Annotated in this window: 15 protein-coding genes; 12 read left to right on the forward strand and 3 right to left on the reverse strand. The window is 57.0% G+C overall.

The features are described from left to right. Positions 1 to 6: 6 nt before the first annotated feature. From QLG12_RS21770 to QLG12_RS21780, 3 genes are all read right to left on the reverse strand, one after another. On the reverse strand, positions 7 to 2,442 hold the full coding sequence (locus QLG12_RS21770; RefSeq protein WP_282475208.1) for a TonB-dependent siderophore receptor: 2,436 nt from the start codon (positions 2,440 to 2,442) through the stop codon (positions 7 to 9). A gap of 118 nt (positions 2,443 to 2,560) precedes the next feature. Beyond that, positions 2,561 to 3,508 (reverse strand): FecR domain-containing protein, encoded by a 948-nt coding sequence (locus QLG12_RS21775; protein WP_282475209.1) that lies wholly within the window; start codon positions 3,506 to 3,508, stop codon positions 2,561 to 2,563. After that, positions 3,508 to 4,014 carry a sigma-70 family RNA polymerase sigma factor gene (locus tag QLG12_RS21780; RefSeq protein WP_282475210.1) on the reverse strand — a complete coding sequence of 169 codons (507 nt, stop codon included), beginning with the start codon at positions 4,012 to 4,014 and terminating at the stop codon, positions 3,508 to 3,510. Before QLG12_RS21780 ends, QLG12_RS21775 begins: the two co-directional genes overlap by 1 nt. 569 nt (positions 4,015 to 4,583) lie before the next feature. Between QLG12_RS21780 and mnmG the strand changes: the two genes are divergently transcribed. The 12 genes from mnmG (at position 4,584) to atpD (ending at position 15,613) form a co-directional block, all read left to right on the forward strand. Then, the gene (mnmG, locus tag QLG12_RS21785) at positions 4,584 to 6,482 is read left to right on the forward strand and encodes a tRNA uridine-5-carboxymethylaminomethyl(34) synthesis enzyme MnmG (protein ID WP_236192474.1); all 1,899 of its coding nucleotides are present in this window, start codon (positions 4,584 to 4,586) and stop codon (positions 6,480 to 6,482) included. Further along, complete coding sequence (gene rsmG / locus QLG12_RS21790) at positions 6,479 to 7,123, forward strand: 16S rRNA (guanine(527)-N(7))-methyltransferase RsmG (protein ID WP_007911906.1); 645 nt, start codon at positions 6,479 to 6,481, stop codon at positions 7,121 to 7,123. Before mnmG ends, rsmG begins: the two co-directional genes overlap by 4 nt. Positions 7,124 to 7,141: 18 nt before the next feature. Further along, complete coding sequence (locus tag QLG12_RS21795) at positions 7,142 to 7,939, forward strand: ParA family protein (RefSeq protein ID WP_064379652.1); 798 nt, start codon at positions 7,142 to 7,144, stop codon at positions 7,937 to 7,939. 9 nt (positions 7,940 to 7,948) lie between these two features. Further along, the gene (locus tag QLG12_RS21800) at positions 7,949 to 8,821 is read left to right on the forward strand and encodes a ParB/RepB/Spo0J family partition protein (protein ID WP_064379654.1); all 873 of its coding nucleotides are present in this window, start codon (positions 7,949 to 7,951) and stop codon (positions 8,819 to 8,821) included. Positions 8,822 to 8,969: 148 nt separating this feature from the next. Next, positions 8,970 to 9,377, forward strand: a complete 408-nt coding sequence (locus tag QLG12_RS21805; RefSeq protein ID WP_197868961.1) for a F0F1 ATP synthase subunit I — start codon at positions 8,970 to 8,972, stop codon at positions 9,375 to 9,377. A gap of 16 nt (positions 9,378 to 9,393) precedes the next feature. Further along, positions 9,394 to 10,263: a F0F1 ATP synthase subunit A gene (gene atpB / locus QLG12_RS21810; protein WP_039764981.1), complete on the forward strand. Its 870-nt coding sequence runs from the start codon at positions 9,394 to 9,396 to the stop codon at positions 10,261 to 10,263. A gap of 134 nt (positions 10,264 to 10,397) precedes the next feature. Beyond that, positions 10,398 to 10,655 carry a F0F1 ATP synthase subunit C gene (gene atpE / locus QLG12_RS21815; protein ID WP_003097235.1) on the forward strand — a complete coding sequence of 86 codons (258 nt, stop codon included), beginning with the start codon at positions 10,398 to 10,400 and terminating at the stop codon, positions 10,653 to 10,655. 57 nt (positions 10,656 to 10,712) lie between these two features. After that, on the forward strand, positions 10,713 to 11,183 hold the full coding sequence (locus tag QLG12_RS21820) for a F0F1 ATP synthase subunit B (RefSeq protein ID WP_007954149.1): 471 nt from the start codon (positions 10,713 to 10,715) through the stop codon (positions 11,181 to 11,183). Positions 11,184 to 11,195: 12 nt separating this feature from the next. Beyond that, complete coding sequence (locus QLG12_RS21825; RefSeq protein ID WP_011336717.1) at positions 11,196 to 11,732, forward strand: F0F1 ATP synthase subunit delta; 537 nt, start codon at positions 11,196 to 11,198, stop codon at positions 11,730 to 11,732. A gap of 21 nt (positions 11,733 to 11,753) precedes the next feature. Next, a complete protein-coding gene (gene atpA, locus QLG12_RS21830; RefSeq protein ID WP_039764983.1) occupies positions 11,754 to 13,298 on the forward strand; it encodes a F0F1 ATP synthase subunit alpha in 1,545 nt (514 codons plus the stop codon). Positions 13,299 to 13,348: 50 nt separating this feature from the next. Beyond that, positions 13,349 to 14,209, forward strand: a complete 861-nt coding sequence (gene atpG, locus QLG12_RS21835) for a F0F1 ATP synthase subunit gamma (protein WP_007960781.1) — start codon at positions 13,349 to 13,351, stop codon at positions 14,207 to 14,209. Positions 14,210 to 14,236: 27 nt separating this feature from the next. Further along, positions 14,237 to 15,613 (forward strand): F0F1 ATP synthase subunit beta, encoded by a 1,377-nt coding sequence (gene atpD, locus QLG12_RS21840; protein WP_007954162.1) that lies wholly within the window; start codon positions 14,237 to 14,239, stop codon positions 15,611 to 15,613. The last annotated feature ends 9 nt before the right edge of the window (positions 15,614 to 15,622 follow it).

The following is a 15,622-nucleotide window of genomic DNA, read 5'->3' on the forward strand; positions in this document are numbered from 1 at the left end:
TTCTTCTTACCAGTTATAGGAAACCGTACCGAGCAAGGTGCGATCCTCACCCCAGTAGCAGCGGCCGGCATCGTTGCAGCCCGACACATATTCCTTGTCGAAAAGGTTCTTCGCGTTCAGATCGACAGTCCAGTGCGTGTCGATCTGATAACCGATCGCCGCATCCACCAGTGTCACATCGCCGGCGTCCAGCTTTCCGTACAGGGAAGGCGAGGTATAAGCGAATGCACTGTCGAAGTAACGCACACCACCACCCACGTAAAACCCCTTAAGGTCGCCATCAAGGAAGCGGTATTTCGCCCAGACCGAGGCCTGATTACGCGGCACGCCGGTCATCTGATGGCCTCTGACCAGTGATGTCGCTGCATCTTTGGTGATTCTCGCATCGGTATAGGTGTAGGCCGCAGTGACATTCAGGTTTTGTGTCAGATTGCTGTTGAGTTCAAGTTCCACGCCTTTGGAGCGACTTTCGCCCACCTGACGATAACTCGAGGTAGTGGCATCGAAGTAGGTATCGTCCTTTTTGCGCAGGTCATACACCGAGGCCGTGAACGCGGTGTCCCAGCCGTTCGGTTCGAATTTGAGACCCACTTCATACTGGCTGCTGGTGATCGGATCGAGAGGTGCACCGGCGTTGGAGATCTGTTGCACCGGCACGAACGAAGTGGAATAGCTGACATACGGCGTCATACCGTTTTCGAATTGGTACATCACTCCGCCCTGATAGGTGAACTTCCTGTCCTCGGAACTGATGTCGCTGGAGCGGGCCACCTTGTCGCGGAAATCACTGTCGACCCAGTCCTGACGGCCACCGAGCAGGAACAGCCAGCGGTCGTATTTGCTCTGGATCTGTGCATAAACACCTTTCATCTTTTGTTCGAGCAGGGTGTTTTGCACTGCGATCGGCGTGGTCGGATCGCGCAGATAGACAGGGTTATACACATCAATTGACCCGACCAGCCCCGCATTCCAGTCCTGATTGAAGGAGGTACGATCGTAGCTGGCGCCGACCAGCACGGTATTCTCCAGGCTACCGACCTGGAATTTGCCCTCCAGTTGGTTATCCAGCGAGTACACCATCGACTTATTAAAGCGATCGTAGGCGGTCATGTTCAGACGCGTGCCGAACCCGGCGTTGTTAAGGTTGCCCGGCCAGGTCTCATGTCGGGTGATGCGCGACTGCATGTAGCGAGAGTTCTGACGAAACTGCCAGTCATCGTTGAACGAGTGGGTGAATTCATAGCCACTGCTCCACGTTTCCCTTTCGAAGGTGTTCCAGTCGGGGTCTCCGAGCATGGTGCCTTTGGATAACTTGCCGTTGGGGTTTGTCAGCAAAGTCCCGGCGGCCGGCAGGCCCAGTTCCATGTTGGTGTGATCCTTCTGGTAGTTGGCCAGCAGGGTCAGGGTGTTGAAATCATCAAAATTCAGGGTCAGGGAGGGGGCGATGTAGATCCGATCATCCGGGACATGATCGGTCTGGGTGTCCGACTTGCGCCCGAGCATCACCACCCGGCCGAGAATGTTGCCGCTGTCGTTGAGCGGGCCGGATACATCGACGCCGACCTGCCGGCGATTGTTTGAGCCATAACCCAGTTGCACTTCACCCTGAGGGACAGCGGTTGGACGTTTGCTCACCAGATTAACCAGTCCGCCCGGTGCGTTTTCCCCATAAAGCAGTGAAGACGGGCCGCGGAAAATCTCGACTCGCTCAAGTCCGTAAGGCTCGGTACTGGTGTCATAACGGTTGCCCTGTACGCGCAGTCCATCACGCAACAGACCGTAGCCGTAATCGGTGGCGTTAAAACCGCGAATATAGAACAGATCCCCGGCCAGACTGTCGCCAGCGGCAAACGGTGGCGCAAAGATCCCCGGGACGTAGCCAAGTACTTCGGTGAGTGTCTGAGATTTCTGGTCCTTCATGCGTTGGGCGGTCACGACTGACACCGAACGTGGTGTTTCCGACAAAGGTGTACTGGTTTTCGTACCGACCCGGCTGTTCTGCGCCTTGTAACCGACGTCTGCGGCGTAATCCAGGTTCATCGGGTTTGCCAACTGAGCATTGATATTGGTGGGTGCCAGCTCCAGTGAATCGCCGTTTGGCAGGGCTTGCAAAATGTAGCTGCCCGGCGCCTGTGGCACGGCTTGCAATCCCGACCCTTGCAGCAGTTGGGCAAACCCCTGTTCCACGCTGAAGTTGCCGTTCAGCCCGGCGCTGCGCAAACGGCTGGTCTGTTGCGGCGAGAACGACAGAATCACATTGGCGGCAGCGGCGAACTGGCTCAGGGCATTGTCCAGCGGGCCGGAAGCAATGGTGTAACGTTGAGCCGCTTCCGCAGCGAAGGCGTCATTGGTGATGACCAGGCAGGACGCAGCACTGGTCATTAGTAAGCTGTAGGCAATGCAGTGGTGGGAAAAACGCTGACGGATCGTGGGAAGACGCATGTGTGGATAAGCCCTGAAGGTGGCAAAGAGCCGCGTTTATCGCGATTACCTGTAGGGCCGGGTCAGAGCAAAAAAAGATAACCCCTGTTCTTGTTTATTTTTCCCAAGGTGTTTTCGCTCAGGCGTTGTGACGGATAGAAACCCAGTAACGAGTGAAGTACCGGACGTTGATCGGTAGCGAGGCCTGGAGGTTGGCCAGCACTGCGTCGGTGGAATCGAGGCGAAAGGTGCCGGAAACCCTAAGATCCCGGACGCGTGTATCGCAATGCAAAACACCGCTGCGATAGCGCCCCAATTCGTCGATCACATCGCCCAACCGCCCATCGAGCACGATCAGTTGGCCGTTGGTCCACGCTACTTCCGAGGATTTGAAAGGTTGAATCAACCCGATGTGCCGACGATCAAAGTCTGCACCTTCGCCCGCCTTCAGGATCATTGCGGCTGTCGACAGGTCGGCGGGCTGGACGCTGACCCGGTCCTCCAACACTCCCACCCGGGTAGAACCCGATAATTGATGTACGGAGAACCGAGTGCCCAGCGCTTGAACTCGGCCATCGCGGGTTTCGACGAAAAAAGGCCGTTGATCACCGAGCTTGCCGGTTTGAATCAGGATCTCTCCAGTACGTAAACGGATCAATCGCTGGGCTGCGTCAAAAGACACATCAATCGCTGTGCCGGTATTGAGTTGAATCTGGCTGCCATCGGCCAATGCAATGTTGCGGCGCTGGCCGACGCCGGTTTTATAGTCGGCCCAGACATCGCCAAGAGAGGTACGCTGCTGAACATTCCAGCCAACGAAACCTGTCCCCGCGGCGAGCAACAACAACTTCAGCACCTGGCGCCGTTGCTGGCCGGTATTCAGCGCGCGACGTTTCAAATCCTGCGGCAGGGTACCGAGGTGACGCTGCAGTTGTTCAATCTGGTTCCACGCCGCCAGATGCGCTGGATCACTATCTATCCACAGTTGCCAGGCTTTCTGTTCGACGACGGTCGGCGGGTCGGCTTGAAACTGCACGTACCAACTGGCGGCGGTTTCGAAAACCTTGCGGCTGGGTGCAATGGCCATCAACGCTGCGCCATGATCAGGGCACATTCCGTCAAAGCGCGGATCATGTGCTTCTTCACTGTTGTCAGCGACACCTTCAACTGCACGGCGATCTGTTGATAAGTCAGCCCATCGATCTGCGAAAGCATGAAGATCCGCTGTGTTCGTGCGCCGAGGCCGGCCAAGGCTTTATCCACGGCAACCAGAGTTTCGATGATCAGCGCCTTGTCTTCTTCGCTGATGGCTGTGGCTTCGGGTCTGGCGGCGAGGGTCTGCAAATACGCGGCCTCGATCGCGCGTCTTCTATACCGATCAATGACCAGGCCGCGCGCAACGGTGGCCAGATAATCCCGAGGTTCGCGAATCTGAGCCGCATTGCGGGCGGCCAGAATCCGCAAAAACGTGTCATGCGCAACATCGGCTGCATCGCAAGCGTCATGCAGTTTTCCCTTCAGCCATCCATATAGCCACGAATGGTGTTGCTCGTAGATTTGCTCGATCGCAGCGTTATGTGCGGGTAGGGACATGGGAGCGACTGGTGAGTTAATGATAATGGCTATTATTAGCCTCTGTTACGTTCTCTCACAATAGCCCTGTCACTACCCTCCTGCGGCTCTTCTGTCATCACCTGTCCTGAGAGGCGCTTTCATGGCGCCCTGAAAAAGTCGTTTGGTCGATTTTCTGTGGATTAAGCCCTGTGAATAACTGCCGCTGAGGGCAGTTGATAACAGGGCCTGAAAACTGAACATAACTGCCTCTGTGGATAACCACCTCATTCATCCACAGGCTTACACCGGTTATCCAAGGGCCTCATGGCGACATGGCCACAGGGTTTTAAATCTCTGTACACATTGAAAATAGAGGCCTGTAGAGATCTATCCACAGAAAAGAAGGGCAGTAAGAATAAGCTTTAAAACAAAGGTTTTATAAATTTCTCTCTTTTTTATTCTTTTAACCGCGAGTTCTCCACAGCTGGTTAAATTTTGTGCAAAGGGTTCTTTAGGAAGGGCGAAGTCCCTATACTTGCCGACCAGGTCCAGAAACCTGATCTCAAACTATTCCTGAATGACCTACTTAAGCAGGCACGAGGTGCGTGGTGGATTTCCCTTCCCGTTTTGAAGTGATCGTCATCGGCGGCGGTCATGCCGGTACCGAGGCAGCACTGGCCTCAGCACGCATGGGTGCAAAAACCCTTCTGCTGACGCATAACGTGGAAACCCTCGGTGCCATGAGTTGCAACCCGGCCATTGGTGGCATTGGAAAAAGCCATCTGGTGAAGGAAATCGACGCCCTCGGCGGTGCGATGGCCATGGCTACCGATTTGGGCGGTATCCAGTTTCGCGTGTTGAACAGCCGCAAAGGTCCGGCTGTACGGGCGACCCGTGCACAAGCCGACCGTATTCTTTACAAGGCCGCTGTTCGCGAAATTCTGGAAAATCAGCCGAACCTGTGGATATTTCAACAAGCCGCTGACGACCTGATCGTCGAGCAGGAACAAGTGCGCGGTGTCGTCACGCAGATGGGTCTGCGGTTCTTCGCCGATTCCGTGGTGTTGACCACCGGTACGTTCCTGGGCGGACTTATCCACATCGGTTTGCAGAATTTTTCCGGCGGTCGCGCCGGTGATCCACCGTCGATCGCCCTGGCGCATCGTCTGCGCGAACTGCCGCTGCGCGTAGGTCGCCTTAAAACCGGTACGCCACCGCGTATCGACGGCAAGTCTGTGGATTTCTCGGTGATGACCGAGCAGCCAGGCGATACGCCGATCCCGGTGATGTCGTTCATGGGCAACAAGGAACAACATCCACGGCAAGTCAGTTGCTGGATTACCCATACCAACGCGCGCACCCACGAAATCATTGCCGCGAACCTCGACCGTTCGCCGATGTATTCCGCTGCAGGCGAAATCGAAGGCATTGGTCCGCGTTATTGCCCGTCGATCGAAGACAAGATTCACCGCTTTGCCGACAAGGAAAGCCATCAGGTGTTCATCGAGCCGGAAGGCCTGACCACCCATGAGCTGTATCCGAACGGGATATCCACAAGCCTGCCGTTCGACGTTCAATTGCAGATCGTGCAATCGATTCGCGGCATGGAAAACGCGCACATCGTGCGTCCGGGTTATGCGATCGAGTACGACTATTTCGATCCGCGTGATCTGAAGTACAGCCTGGAAACCAAAGTCATCGGCGGTCTGTTCTTCGCTGGCCAGATCAACGGCACCACCGGTTATGAAGAAGCCGGTGCGCAAGGTTTGCTGGCCGGTGCCAACGCCGCATTGCGTGCGAAGGGCAAAGAAGCCTGGTGCCCGCGTCGCGATGAAGCGTACATCGGGGTATTGGTTGACGACCTGATTACCCTCGGTACCCAAGAGCCGTACCGCATGTTCACTTCCCGTGCCGAGTACCGCCTGATCCTGCGTGAAGACAACGCGGACCTGCGTCTGACCGAAAAAGGTCGCGAACTGGGTCTGGTCGATGACGTGCGCTGGGCAGCGTTCTGCAAGAAACGCGAAAGTATCGAACTCGAAGAGCAGCGCCTGAAAAGTACCTGGGTTCGCCCGGGCACTCCGCAGGGCGATGCGATTGCCGAGAAATTCGGTACGCCGCTGACTCACGAATACAACTTGCTCAATCTCTTGAGCCGTCCGGAAATCGACTACGCTGGTCTGGTCGAAGTGACCGGGCAGGGCGCCGAAGATCCACAGGTCGCCGAGCAGGTCGAGATCAAGACCAAATACGCCGGTTACATCGATCGCCAACAGGACGAAATCGCCCGTCTGCGTGCAAGCGAAGACACGAAACTGCCTGTGGATATCGATTACACCAACATTTCCGGTCTCTCCAAGGAGATCCAGAGCAAGCTTGGCGCCACGCGTCCAGAGACGCTTGGCCAGGCTTCGCGGATCCCGGGCGTGACCCCAGCAGCGATTTCGCTGTTGATGATTCATTTGAAAAAACGCGGCGCGGGCCGTCAGTTGGAGCAAAGCGCTTGAGTTCTAAGGTCACTTCGCAACACGCCGAAGAGTTATCCACAGGAGCACGCGAGCTCGGTGTCAACCTCACTGAAACCCAGCATGAATTGCTGCTGGGTTATCTGGCCCTGTTGATCAAATGGAACCAGGCCTACAACCTGACTGCCGTTCGCGATCCGGACGAAATGGTGTCCCGTCACTTGCTCGACAGCCTCAGCGTGATGTCGTTCATCGAAAACGGCCGCTGGCTGGATGTCGGCAGCGGCGGCGGCATGCCGGGGATCCCTCTGGCGATCCTGTATCCGGACTCGCAAGTGACCTGCCTGGACAGCAACGGCAAGAAAACCCGCTTTCTGACCCAGGTCAAACTCGAACTCAAACTGGATAACCTGCAAGTTATCCACAGCCGCGTCGAAGCCTTCCAGCCTGCACAGCCGTTCAACGGGATCATTTCCCGGGCATTCAGTAGCATGGAGAACTTCACCAACTGGACTCGCCACCTCGGCGACGCCGATACGCGCTGGCTGGCAATGAAGGGCGTTCATCCGGCCGATGAGCTGGTAGCATTGCCGGCAGACTTCAAACTCGATAGCGAACACGCCCTGGCCGTACCCGGTTGCCAAGGCCAACGCCATCTGCTGATACTGCGCCGCACGGCATGATTGGGAACACAAGCAAGAATGGCTAAGGTATTCGCGATAGCGAACCAGAAGGGTGGTGTGGGCAAGACCACCACCTGCATCAACCTCGCAGCATCCCTGGTCGCGACCAAGCGCCGGGTGCTGTTGATCGATCTCGATCCACAGGGCAACGCCACCATGGGTAGCGGTGTGGATAAACATGGCCTGGAAAACTCGGTCTACGACCTGCTGATCGGTGAATGCGATCTGGCCCAGGCCATGCACTATTCGGAACATGGCGGTTATCAACTGCTGCCGGCCAACCGTGATCTGACGGCGGCTGAAGTGGTCCTGCTGGAAATGCAGATGAAAGAAAGCCGCCTGCGCAGCGCGCTGGCGCCGGTCCGTGAAAACTACGATTACATCCTGATCGACTGCCCGCCGTCGCTGTCGATGCTCACGCTGAACGCACTGGTCGCTGCTGACGGGGTGATTATCCCCATGCAGTGCGAGTACTTTGCGCTCGAAGGTCTGAGTGACCTTGTGGATAACATCAAACGCATCGCCGAACTGCTGAACCCGAACCTGAAAGTCGAAGGCCTGCTGCGGACCATGTACGACCCGCGCCTGAGCCTGATGAACGACGTTTCGGCGCAGCTCAAGGAACACTTTGGCGATCAGCTGTACGACACGGTGATCCCGCGCAACATCCGCCTCGCCGAAGCCCCGAGCTATGGCATGCCGGCGCTGGCTTACGACAAGCAATCGCGTGGTGCGCTGGCCTACCTGGCCCTGGCGGGCGAGATGGTTCGCCGTCAGCGCAAAAATTCACGCATCGCCGCTGCCCAGCCAACTTAAGGAATCCCCATGGCCGTCAAGAAACGAGGTCTCGGACGAGGACTGGACGCGCTGCTGAGCGGTCCGACTGTCAGCTCGCTGGAAGAACAGGCGGCGCAGGCTGACAGCCGTGAGTTGCAGCACCTGCCACTGGACCTGCTGCAGCGCGGCAAGTATCAGCCACGCCGGGACATGGATCCGCAGGCGCTGGAAGAGCTTGCGCAGTCGATCAAGGCCCAGGGCGTGATGCAGCCGATCGTGGTTCGCCCGATTGGTGGTGGTCGCTTCGAGATCATCGCCGGTGAACGTCGCTGGCGTGCAAGTCAGCAGGCCGGGCAGGAAACCATCCCGGCAATGGTCCGTGATGTGCCGGATGAAACGGCAATCGCCATTGCGCTGATCGAGAACATCCAGCGCGAGGACCTGAACCCGATCGAAGAAGCGGTGGCCCTGCAGCGCTTGCAGCAGGAATTCCAGCTCACTCAGCAACAGGTTGCCGACGCTGTGGGTAAGTCCCGCGTCACCGTGGCCAACCTGTTGCGCCTGATTGCGCTGCCGGAAGTGATAAAGACCATGTTGTCCCACGGCGACCTGGAGATGGGTCATGCCCGTGCATTGCTCGGTCTGCCGGACAATCAACAGGTGGAAGGGGCGCGACATGTTGTCGCACGCGGTCTCACTGTGCGCCAAACTGAGGCACTGGTTCGCCAATGGTTGAGTGGCAAACCGGAGCCGGTAGAGCCTGCGAAACCTGATCCGGATATCGCCCGCCTCGAACAGCGTCTGGCCGAGCGCCTAGGCTCTGCGGTGCAGATCCGCCACGGCAAGAAGGGCAGGGGGCAATTGGTGATTGGTTACAACTCCCTCGATGAGCTTCAAGGTGTGCTCGCACACATCCGCTGAAACAATTCCTCTTGTAGCGCGCAGTCGGAAATCACTACCTGACAGTTGAATAGGGGCAGAACCGCCCCTATACTCTGCGCGCATTTTGTCGGCACAAATTATGCCAAGTTATTGAATTTCGGCAGCCGACCATTGGAGAGCAATAGTGATGGAAACCCGCAAGCCAAACCGCCTGCCGTTCCATCGCCTGGCGGTCTTTCCGGTGTTGATGGCTCAATTTGTCATTTTGCTCATTGTCGCTTTGGCGCTCTGGCAATGGCACGGAGTCGTTGCCGGATACTCGGGACTTTGCGGAGGCCTGATAGCCTTGCTGCCCAATGTTTATTTCGCTCACAAGGCATTTCGGTTTTCCGGCGCCCGAGCAGCCCAGTCCATCGTCCGGTCTTTCTATGCCGGCGAGGCAGGCAAACTGATTTTGACGGCAGTGCTGTTTGCACTGGTGTTTGCAGGTGTGAAGCCACTGGCGCCGATCGCTGTATTCGGCGCCTTCGTGCTGACTCAGTCGGTCAGCTGGTTCGCTCCCCTGCTGATGAGAACAAGACTTTCGAGACCTTAGGGCGTTTGAGGCAACCATGGCAGAAACAACCGCTTCGGGCTATATCCAGCACCACTTGCAGAACCTGACCTTCGGTCAGCTACCCAACGGCGGCTGGGGCTTTGCCCACACCGCAGCAGAAGCCAAGGAAATGGGCTTCTGGGCTTTCCACGTCGATACTCTCGGCTGGTCGGTCGCACTGGGTCTGATCTTCGTCATTCTTTTCCGCATGGCGGCCAAGAAGGCGACTTCCGGTCAGCCGGGTGCACTGCAGAACTTCGTTGAAGTCCTGGTCGAATTCGTCGATGGCAGCGTGAAAGACAGCTTCCATGGCCGTAGCCCGGTGATCGCACCGCTGGCACTGACCATCTTCGTCTGGGTGTTCCTGATGAACGCCGTCGACCTGGTACCGGTCGACTGGATTCCTCAGCTGGCCATCCTGATCTCCGGCGACCACCACATCCCGTTCCGCGCCGTGTCGACGACCGACCCGAACGCGACCCTGGGCATGGCGTTCTCGGTTTTCGCACTGATCATTTTCTATAGCATCAAGGTCAAGGGCATCGGCGGCTTCATCGGCGAGCTGACCCTGCACCCGTTCGGCAGCAAGAACATCTTCGTTCAGGCCCTGCTGATCCCGGTGAACTTCCTGCTGGAATTCGTGACCCTGATCGCCAAACCGATCTCTCTGGCTCTGCGTCTGTTCGGCAACATGTATGCCGGCGAGCTGGTGTTCATCCTGATCGCTGTGATGTTCGGCAGCGGCCTGCTCTGGCTCAGCGGCCTGGGCGTTGTCCTGCAGTGGGCGTGGGCTGTGTTCCACATCCTGATCATCACCCTGCAGGCGTTCATCTTCATGATGCTGACCATCGTCTACCTGTCGATGGCGCACGAAGAAAACCATTAAGACCAGTCTCGACTAGTCTGATGTCCTTCCCGGTCAAACGGGAAGGGGCTCCTCACGGGGCACCATGAAACGATTTGTTTTACCGCTTTAATCTAAAAAACCTAAACCATACGACGTAAAAGTCGGGAGGAAAGATGGAAACTGTAGTTGGTCTAACCGCTATCGCTGTTGCACTGTTGATCGGCCTGGGCGCACTGGGTACCGCAATTGGTTTCGGCCTGCTGGGCGGCAAGTTCCTGGAAGGCGCAGCGCGTCAGCCAGAAATGGTTCCAATGCTGCAAGTTAAAATGTTCATCGTTGCCGGTCTGCTCGACGCCGTAACCATGATCGGTGTTGGTATCGCTCTGTTCTTCACCTTTGCGAACCCGTTCGTTGGTCAGATCGCTGGCTAATCATTCGGATCTCCGAGTGATTTGGTGTGATGGACAACGTAACTGCGAGGTGTTGGCGTGAACATTAATGCGACCCTGATTGGCCAGTCCGTTGCGTTCCTGATTTTTGTACTGTTCTGCATGAAGTTCGTATGGCCTCCGGTCATCGCGGCTCTGCACGAACGTCAAAAGAAGATCGCTGATGGTCTGGACGCTGCCAGCCGTGCAGCTCGCGACCTGGAGTTGGCCCAAGAGAAAGCGGGTCAGCAACTGCGCGAAGCGAAAGCTCAGGCAGCTGAAATCATCGAGCAAGCCAAGAAACGCGGTAACCAGATTGTCGAAGAGGCCGTTGAAAAGGCCCGCGTCGACGCTGACCGTGTGAAGGTTCAGGCTCAAGCCGAGATCGAACAGGAACTGAACAGTGTCAAAGACAAGCTGCGCGCCCAAGTGGGCTTGCTGGCTGTCGGCGGCGCCGAGAAGATCCTGGGTGCCACAATCGATCAAAACGCGCACGCAGAGCTGGTTAACCAACTGGCTGCTGAAATCTAAGCGAGGGCGATCATGGCAGAACTGACCACGTTGGCCCGACCTTACGCTAAGGCGGCCTTCGAGCACGCTCAGGCCCACCAGCAACTGGCCAATTGGTCAGCCATGCTCGGCCTGGCAGCAGCGGTGTCGCAAGACGACACCATGCAGCGCGTGCTCAAGGCCCCGCGACTGACGAGCGCAGAAAAGGCCGCCACGTTCATTGACGTGTGCGGCGACAAGTTTGATGCCAAGGCACAAAACTTCATCAATGTCGTTGCCGAAAACGACCGTCTCCCGCTTCTGCCGGAGATCGCCGCTCTGTTCGACCTGTACAAGGCCGAGCAAGAGAAATCGGTAGACGTTGAAGTGACCAGTGCTTTTGCATTGAACCAAGAACAGCAAGACAAACTCGCCAAGGTTCTCAGTGCACGACTCAACCGGGAAGTGCGCCTGCAAGTCGAGGAAGACAGCTCCCTTATCGGGGGGGTGGTCATCCGCGCCGGCGACCTGGTTATCGATGGCTCGATTCGCGGCAAAATCGCGAAACTTGCCGAAGCATTGAAATCTTGAGTTTGAAGGGGCAGCAGAGCAATGCAGCAACTCAATCCTTCCGAAATAAGTGAAATTATCAAGGGCCGCATCGAAAAGCTCGATGTGACCTCCCAAGCCCGTAACGAAGGCACTGTCGTCAGCGTATCTGACGGTATCGTGCGGATTCACGGTCTGGCCGACGTCATGTACGGCGAGATGATCGAGTTTCCGGGCGGCGTCTACGGTATGGCCCTCAACCTGGAGCAAGACTCCGTAGGTGCCGTTGTACTGGGCGCATACACCAGTCTGGCTGAAGGCATGAGCGCCAAGTGCACCGGCCGCATCCTCGAAGTTCCGGTTGGCAAGGAACTGCTGGGTCGCGTTGTCGACGCACTGGGTAACCCTGTTGACGGCAAAGGTCCACTGGGCAACACCGAGACCGACGCGGTCGAGAAAGTTGCTCCGGGCGTGATCTGGCGTAAGTCGGTAGATCAGCCTGTACAGACTGGCTACAAGGCTGTCGATGCCATGATCCCTGTCGGCCGTGGCCAGCGTGAGCTGATCATCGGTGACCGTCAGATCGGTAAAACCGCTCTGGCGATCGACGCGATCATCAACCAGAAAGACAGCGGCATTTTCTGCGTCTACGTTGCAATCGGTCAGAAGCAATCGACCATCGCCAACGTGGTTCGCAAGCTGGAAGAAAACGGTGCACTGGCTAACACCATCATCGTTGCTGCGAGCGCTTCGGAATCTGCAGCACTGCAATTCCTGGCTCCGTACTCCGGCTGCACCATGGGTGAATTCTTCCGCGACCGCGGTGAAGACGCGCTGATTGTTTATGACGATCTGTCCAAGCAAGCAGTGGCTTACCGCCAGATTTCCCTGCTGCTGCGCCGTCCACCAGGCCGTGAAGCTTACCCAGGCGACGTGTTCTATCTCCACTCCCGTCTGCTGGAGCGCGCATCCCGCGTTTCGGAAGAGTACGTAGAGAAGTTCACCAACGGCGCAGTGACCGGCAAAACCGGTTCCCTGACCGCACTGCCGATCATCGAAACCCAGGCTGGCGACGTTTCCGCGTTCGTTCCGACCAACGTGATTTCCATCACCGACGGTCAGATCTTCCTGGAATCGGCCATGTTCAACTCGGGCATCCGCCCTGCAGTGAACGCCGGTGTTTCGGTATCCCGTGTGGGTGGTGCCGCTCAGACCAAGATCATCAAGAAGCTGTCCGGTGGTATCCGTACCGCTCTGGCTCAGTACCGTGAACTGGCGGCATTCGCCCAGTTCGCTTCTGACCTGGACGAAGCGACCCGCAAGCAACTTGAGCATGGTCAGCGCGTTACCGAGCTGATGAAGCAGAAGCAATACGCGCCAATGTCGATCGCCGACATGTCGCTGTCGCTGTATGCCGCTGAGCGTGGGTTCCTGACTGACATTGAAATCGCCAAGATCGGCAGCTTCGAACAAGCGCTGATCGCTTTCTTCAACCGCGATCACGCCGACTTGATGGCCAAGATCAACGTTAAAGGTGACTTCAATGACGAAATCGACGCTGGCCTGAAGGCTGGTATCGAGAAGTTCAAGGCCACCCAAACCTGGTAAGCCGCAGCGGGAGCCGCAAGGCTCCCGCTTGCTAACCTGATAGGTGTTACATGGCAGGCGCAAAAGAGATTCGCAGTAAGATTGCGAGCATCAAAAGCACGCAAAAAATTACCAGCGCCATGGAAAAAGTGGCGGTCAGCAAAATGCGCAAGGCACAAATGCGCATGGCTGCTAGCCGTCCTTATGCGGAGCGTATCCGCCAGGTAATTGGGCATCTGGCCAACGCCAACCCGGAATACCGCCACCCGTTCATGATCGATCGCGAAGTAAAGCGCGTCGGTTATGTCGTCGTGAGCAGTGACCGTGGTCTGTGCGGCGGCTTGAACACCAACCTGTTCAAGGCCCTGGTCAAGGACATGGCGGTAAACCGCGAAAACGGCGTCGAGATCGATCTGTGTGTCGTTGGTAGCAAGGGTGCGGCCTTTTTCCGCAACTTCGGCGGAAACGTCGTTGCAGCTATCAGCCACCTGGGTGAAGAGCCGTCGATCAATGATCTGATCGGCAGCGTCAAGGTGATGCTGGATGCCTATCTGGACGGCCGTATCGACCGCCTGTCCGTGGTATCCAACAAGTTCATCAACACCATGACACAACAGCCTACCGTGGAGCAGTTGATTCCACTGGTGGCAACCCCGGATCAGGATCTCAAGCACCACTGGGACTATCTCTACGAACCGGACGCCAAAGAGCTGCTTGACGGCCTGATGGTGCGTTACGTGGAGTCGCAGGTGTACCAGGCGGTGGTCGAGAACAACGCGGCCGAACAAGCTGCGCGGATGATCGCGATGAAGAACGCTACCGACAACGCCGGTGATTTGATCAGCGATTTGCAGCTGATCTACAACAAGGCGCGTCAGGCTGCGATCACCCAAGAGATCTCGGAAATCGTCGGCGGCGCTGCCGCGGTTTAACGGTTCAAATATTCAGAGGATCCAGCTATGAGTAGCGGACGTATCGTTCAAATCATCGGCGCCGTTATCGACGTGGAATTTCCACGCGACAGCGTACCGAGCATCTACGACGCCTTGAAGGTTCAAGGCGCCGAAACCACTCTGGAAGTTCAGCAGCAGCTGGGCGACGGCGTGGTTCGTACCATTGCGATGGGCTCCACCGAAGGCTTGAAGCGCGGTCTGGACGTCAACAACACTGGCGCAGCCATCTCCGTACCGGTCGGTAAAGCGACTCTGGGCCGGATCATGGACGTACTGGGCAACCCGATCGACGAAGCTGGCCCGATCGGCGAAGAAGAGCGTTGGGGTATCCACCGCGCCGCTCCTTCCTTCGCAGAACAAGCTGGCGGCAACGAGCTGCTGGAAACAGGCATCAAGGTTATTGACCTGGTTTGCCCGTTCGCCAAGGGCGGTAAAGTCGGTCTGTTCGGTGGTGCCGGTGTAGGCAAGACCGTAAACATGATGGAACTGATCCGTAACATCGCCATCGAGCACAGCGGTTATTCCGTGTTCGCCGGTGTGGGTGAGCGTACTCGTGAGGGTAACGACTTCTACCACGAGATGAAGGACTCCAACGTTCTCGACAAGGTAGCCCTGGTCTACGGTCAGATGAACGAGCCACCGGGAAACCGTCTGCGCGTAGCGCTGACCGGTCTGACCATGGCCGAGAAGTTCCGTGACGAAGGTAACGACGTTCTGCTGTTCGTCGACAACATCTATCGTTACACCCTGGCCGGTACCGAAGTATCCGCACTGCTGGGCCGTATGCCTTCGGCAGTAGGTTACCAGCCGACCCTGGCTGAAGAGATGGGCGTGCTGCAAGAGCGCATCACTTCGACCAAGCAAGGTTCGATTACTTCGATCCAGGCCGTATACGTACCAGCGGACGACTTGACTGACCCGTCGCCAGCGACCACGTTTGCTCACTTGGACGCTACTGTCGTTCTGTCCCGTGACATCGCTTCCCTGGGTATCTACCCGGCGGTAGACCCACTGGACTCGACTTCGCGTCAGCTGGACCCGAACGTGATTGGCAACGATCACTACGAGACCGCTCGTGGCGTTCAGTACGTGCTGCAGCGTTACAAAGAACTGAAGGACATCATCGCGATCCTGGGTATGGACGAGCTGTCGGAAGCCGACAAGCAGTTGGTAAACCGTGCTCGTAAGATCCAGCGCTTCTTGTCGCAGCCGTTCTTCGTGGCTGAAGTCTTCACCGGTGCTTCGGGTAAATACGTTTCCCTGAAAGACACCATTGCTGGCTTCAAAGGCATCCTCAACGGTGACTACGACCACCTGCCAGAACAAGCGTTCTACATGGTCGGCGGCATCGAAGAAGCGATCGAGAAAGCCAAGAAACTGTAATCCCGGCGC

The organism is Pseudomonas sp. V88_4 (assembly GCF_029967985.1).
Classification (GTDB): domain Bacteria; phylum Pseudomonadota; class Gammaproteobacteria; order Pseudomonadales; family Pseudomonadaceae; genus Aquipseudomonas; species Aquipseudomonas glycinae.

What these genes read in the sequence shown, in the direction of transcription:
- QLG12_RS21770 (WP_282475208.1), bottom strand. Translation starts at nt 2,442, where the DNA reads ATGCGTCTTCCCACGATCCGTCAGCGTTTTTCCCACCACTGCATTGCC.
- QLG12_RS21775 (WP_282475209.1), bottom strand. Translation starts at nt 3,508, where the DNA reads ATGGCCATTGCACCCAGCCGCAAGGTTTTCGAAACCGCCGCCAGTTGG.
- QLG12_RS21780 (WP_282475210.1), bottom strand. Translation starts at nt 4,014, where the DNA reads ATGTCCCTACCCGCACATAACGCTGCGATCGAGCAAATCTACGAGCAA.
- QLG12_RS21795 (WP_064379652.1), top strand. Translation starts at nt 7,142, where the DNA reads ATGGCTAAGGTATTCGCGATAGCGAACCAGAAGGGTGGTGTGGGCAAG.
- QLG12_RS21800 (WP_064379654.1), top strand. Translation starts at nt 7,949, where the DNA reads ATGGCCGTCAAGAAACGAGGTCTCGGACGAGGACTGGACGCGCTGCTG.
- QLG12_RS21805 (WP_197868961.1), top strand. Translation starts at nt 8,970, where the DNA reads ATGGAAACCCGCAAGCCAAACCGCCTGCCGTTCCATCGCCTGGCGGTC.
- atpB (WP_039764981.1), top strand. Translation starts at nt 9,394, where the DNA reads ATGGCAGAAACAACCGCTTCGGGCTATATCCAGCACCACTTGCAGAAC.
- atpE (WP_003097235.1), top strand. Translation starts at nt 10,398, where the DNA reads ATGGAAACTGTAGTTGGTCTAACCGCTATCGCTGTTGCACTGTTGATC.
- QLG12_RS21825 (WP_011336717.1), top strand. Translation starts at nt 11,196, where the DNA reads ATGGCAGAACTGACCACGTTGGCCCGACCTTACGCTAAGGCGGCCTTC.
- atpA (WP_039764983.1), top strand. Translation starts at nt 11,754, where the DNA reads ATGCAGCAACTCAATCCTTCCGAAATAAGTGAAATTATCAAGGGCCGC.
- atpG (WP_007960781.1), top strand. Translation starts at nt 13,349, where the DNA reads ATGGCAGGCGCAAAAGAGATTCGCAGTAAGATTGCGAGCATCAAAAGC.
- atpD (WP_007954162.1), top strand. Translation starts at nt 14,237, where the DNA reads ATGAGTAGCGGACGTATCGTTCAAATCATCGGCGCCGTTATCGACGTG.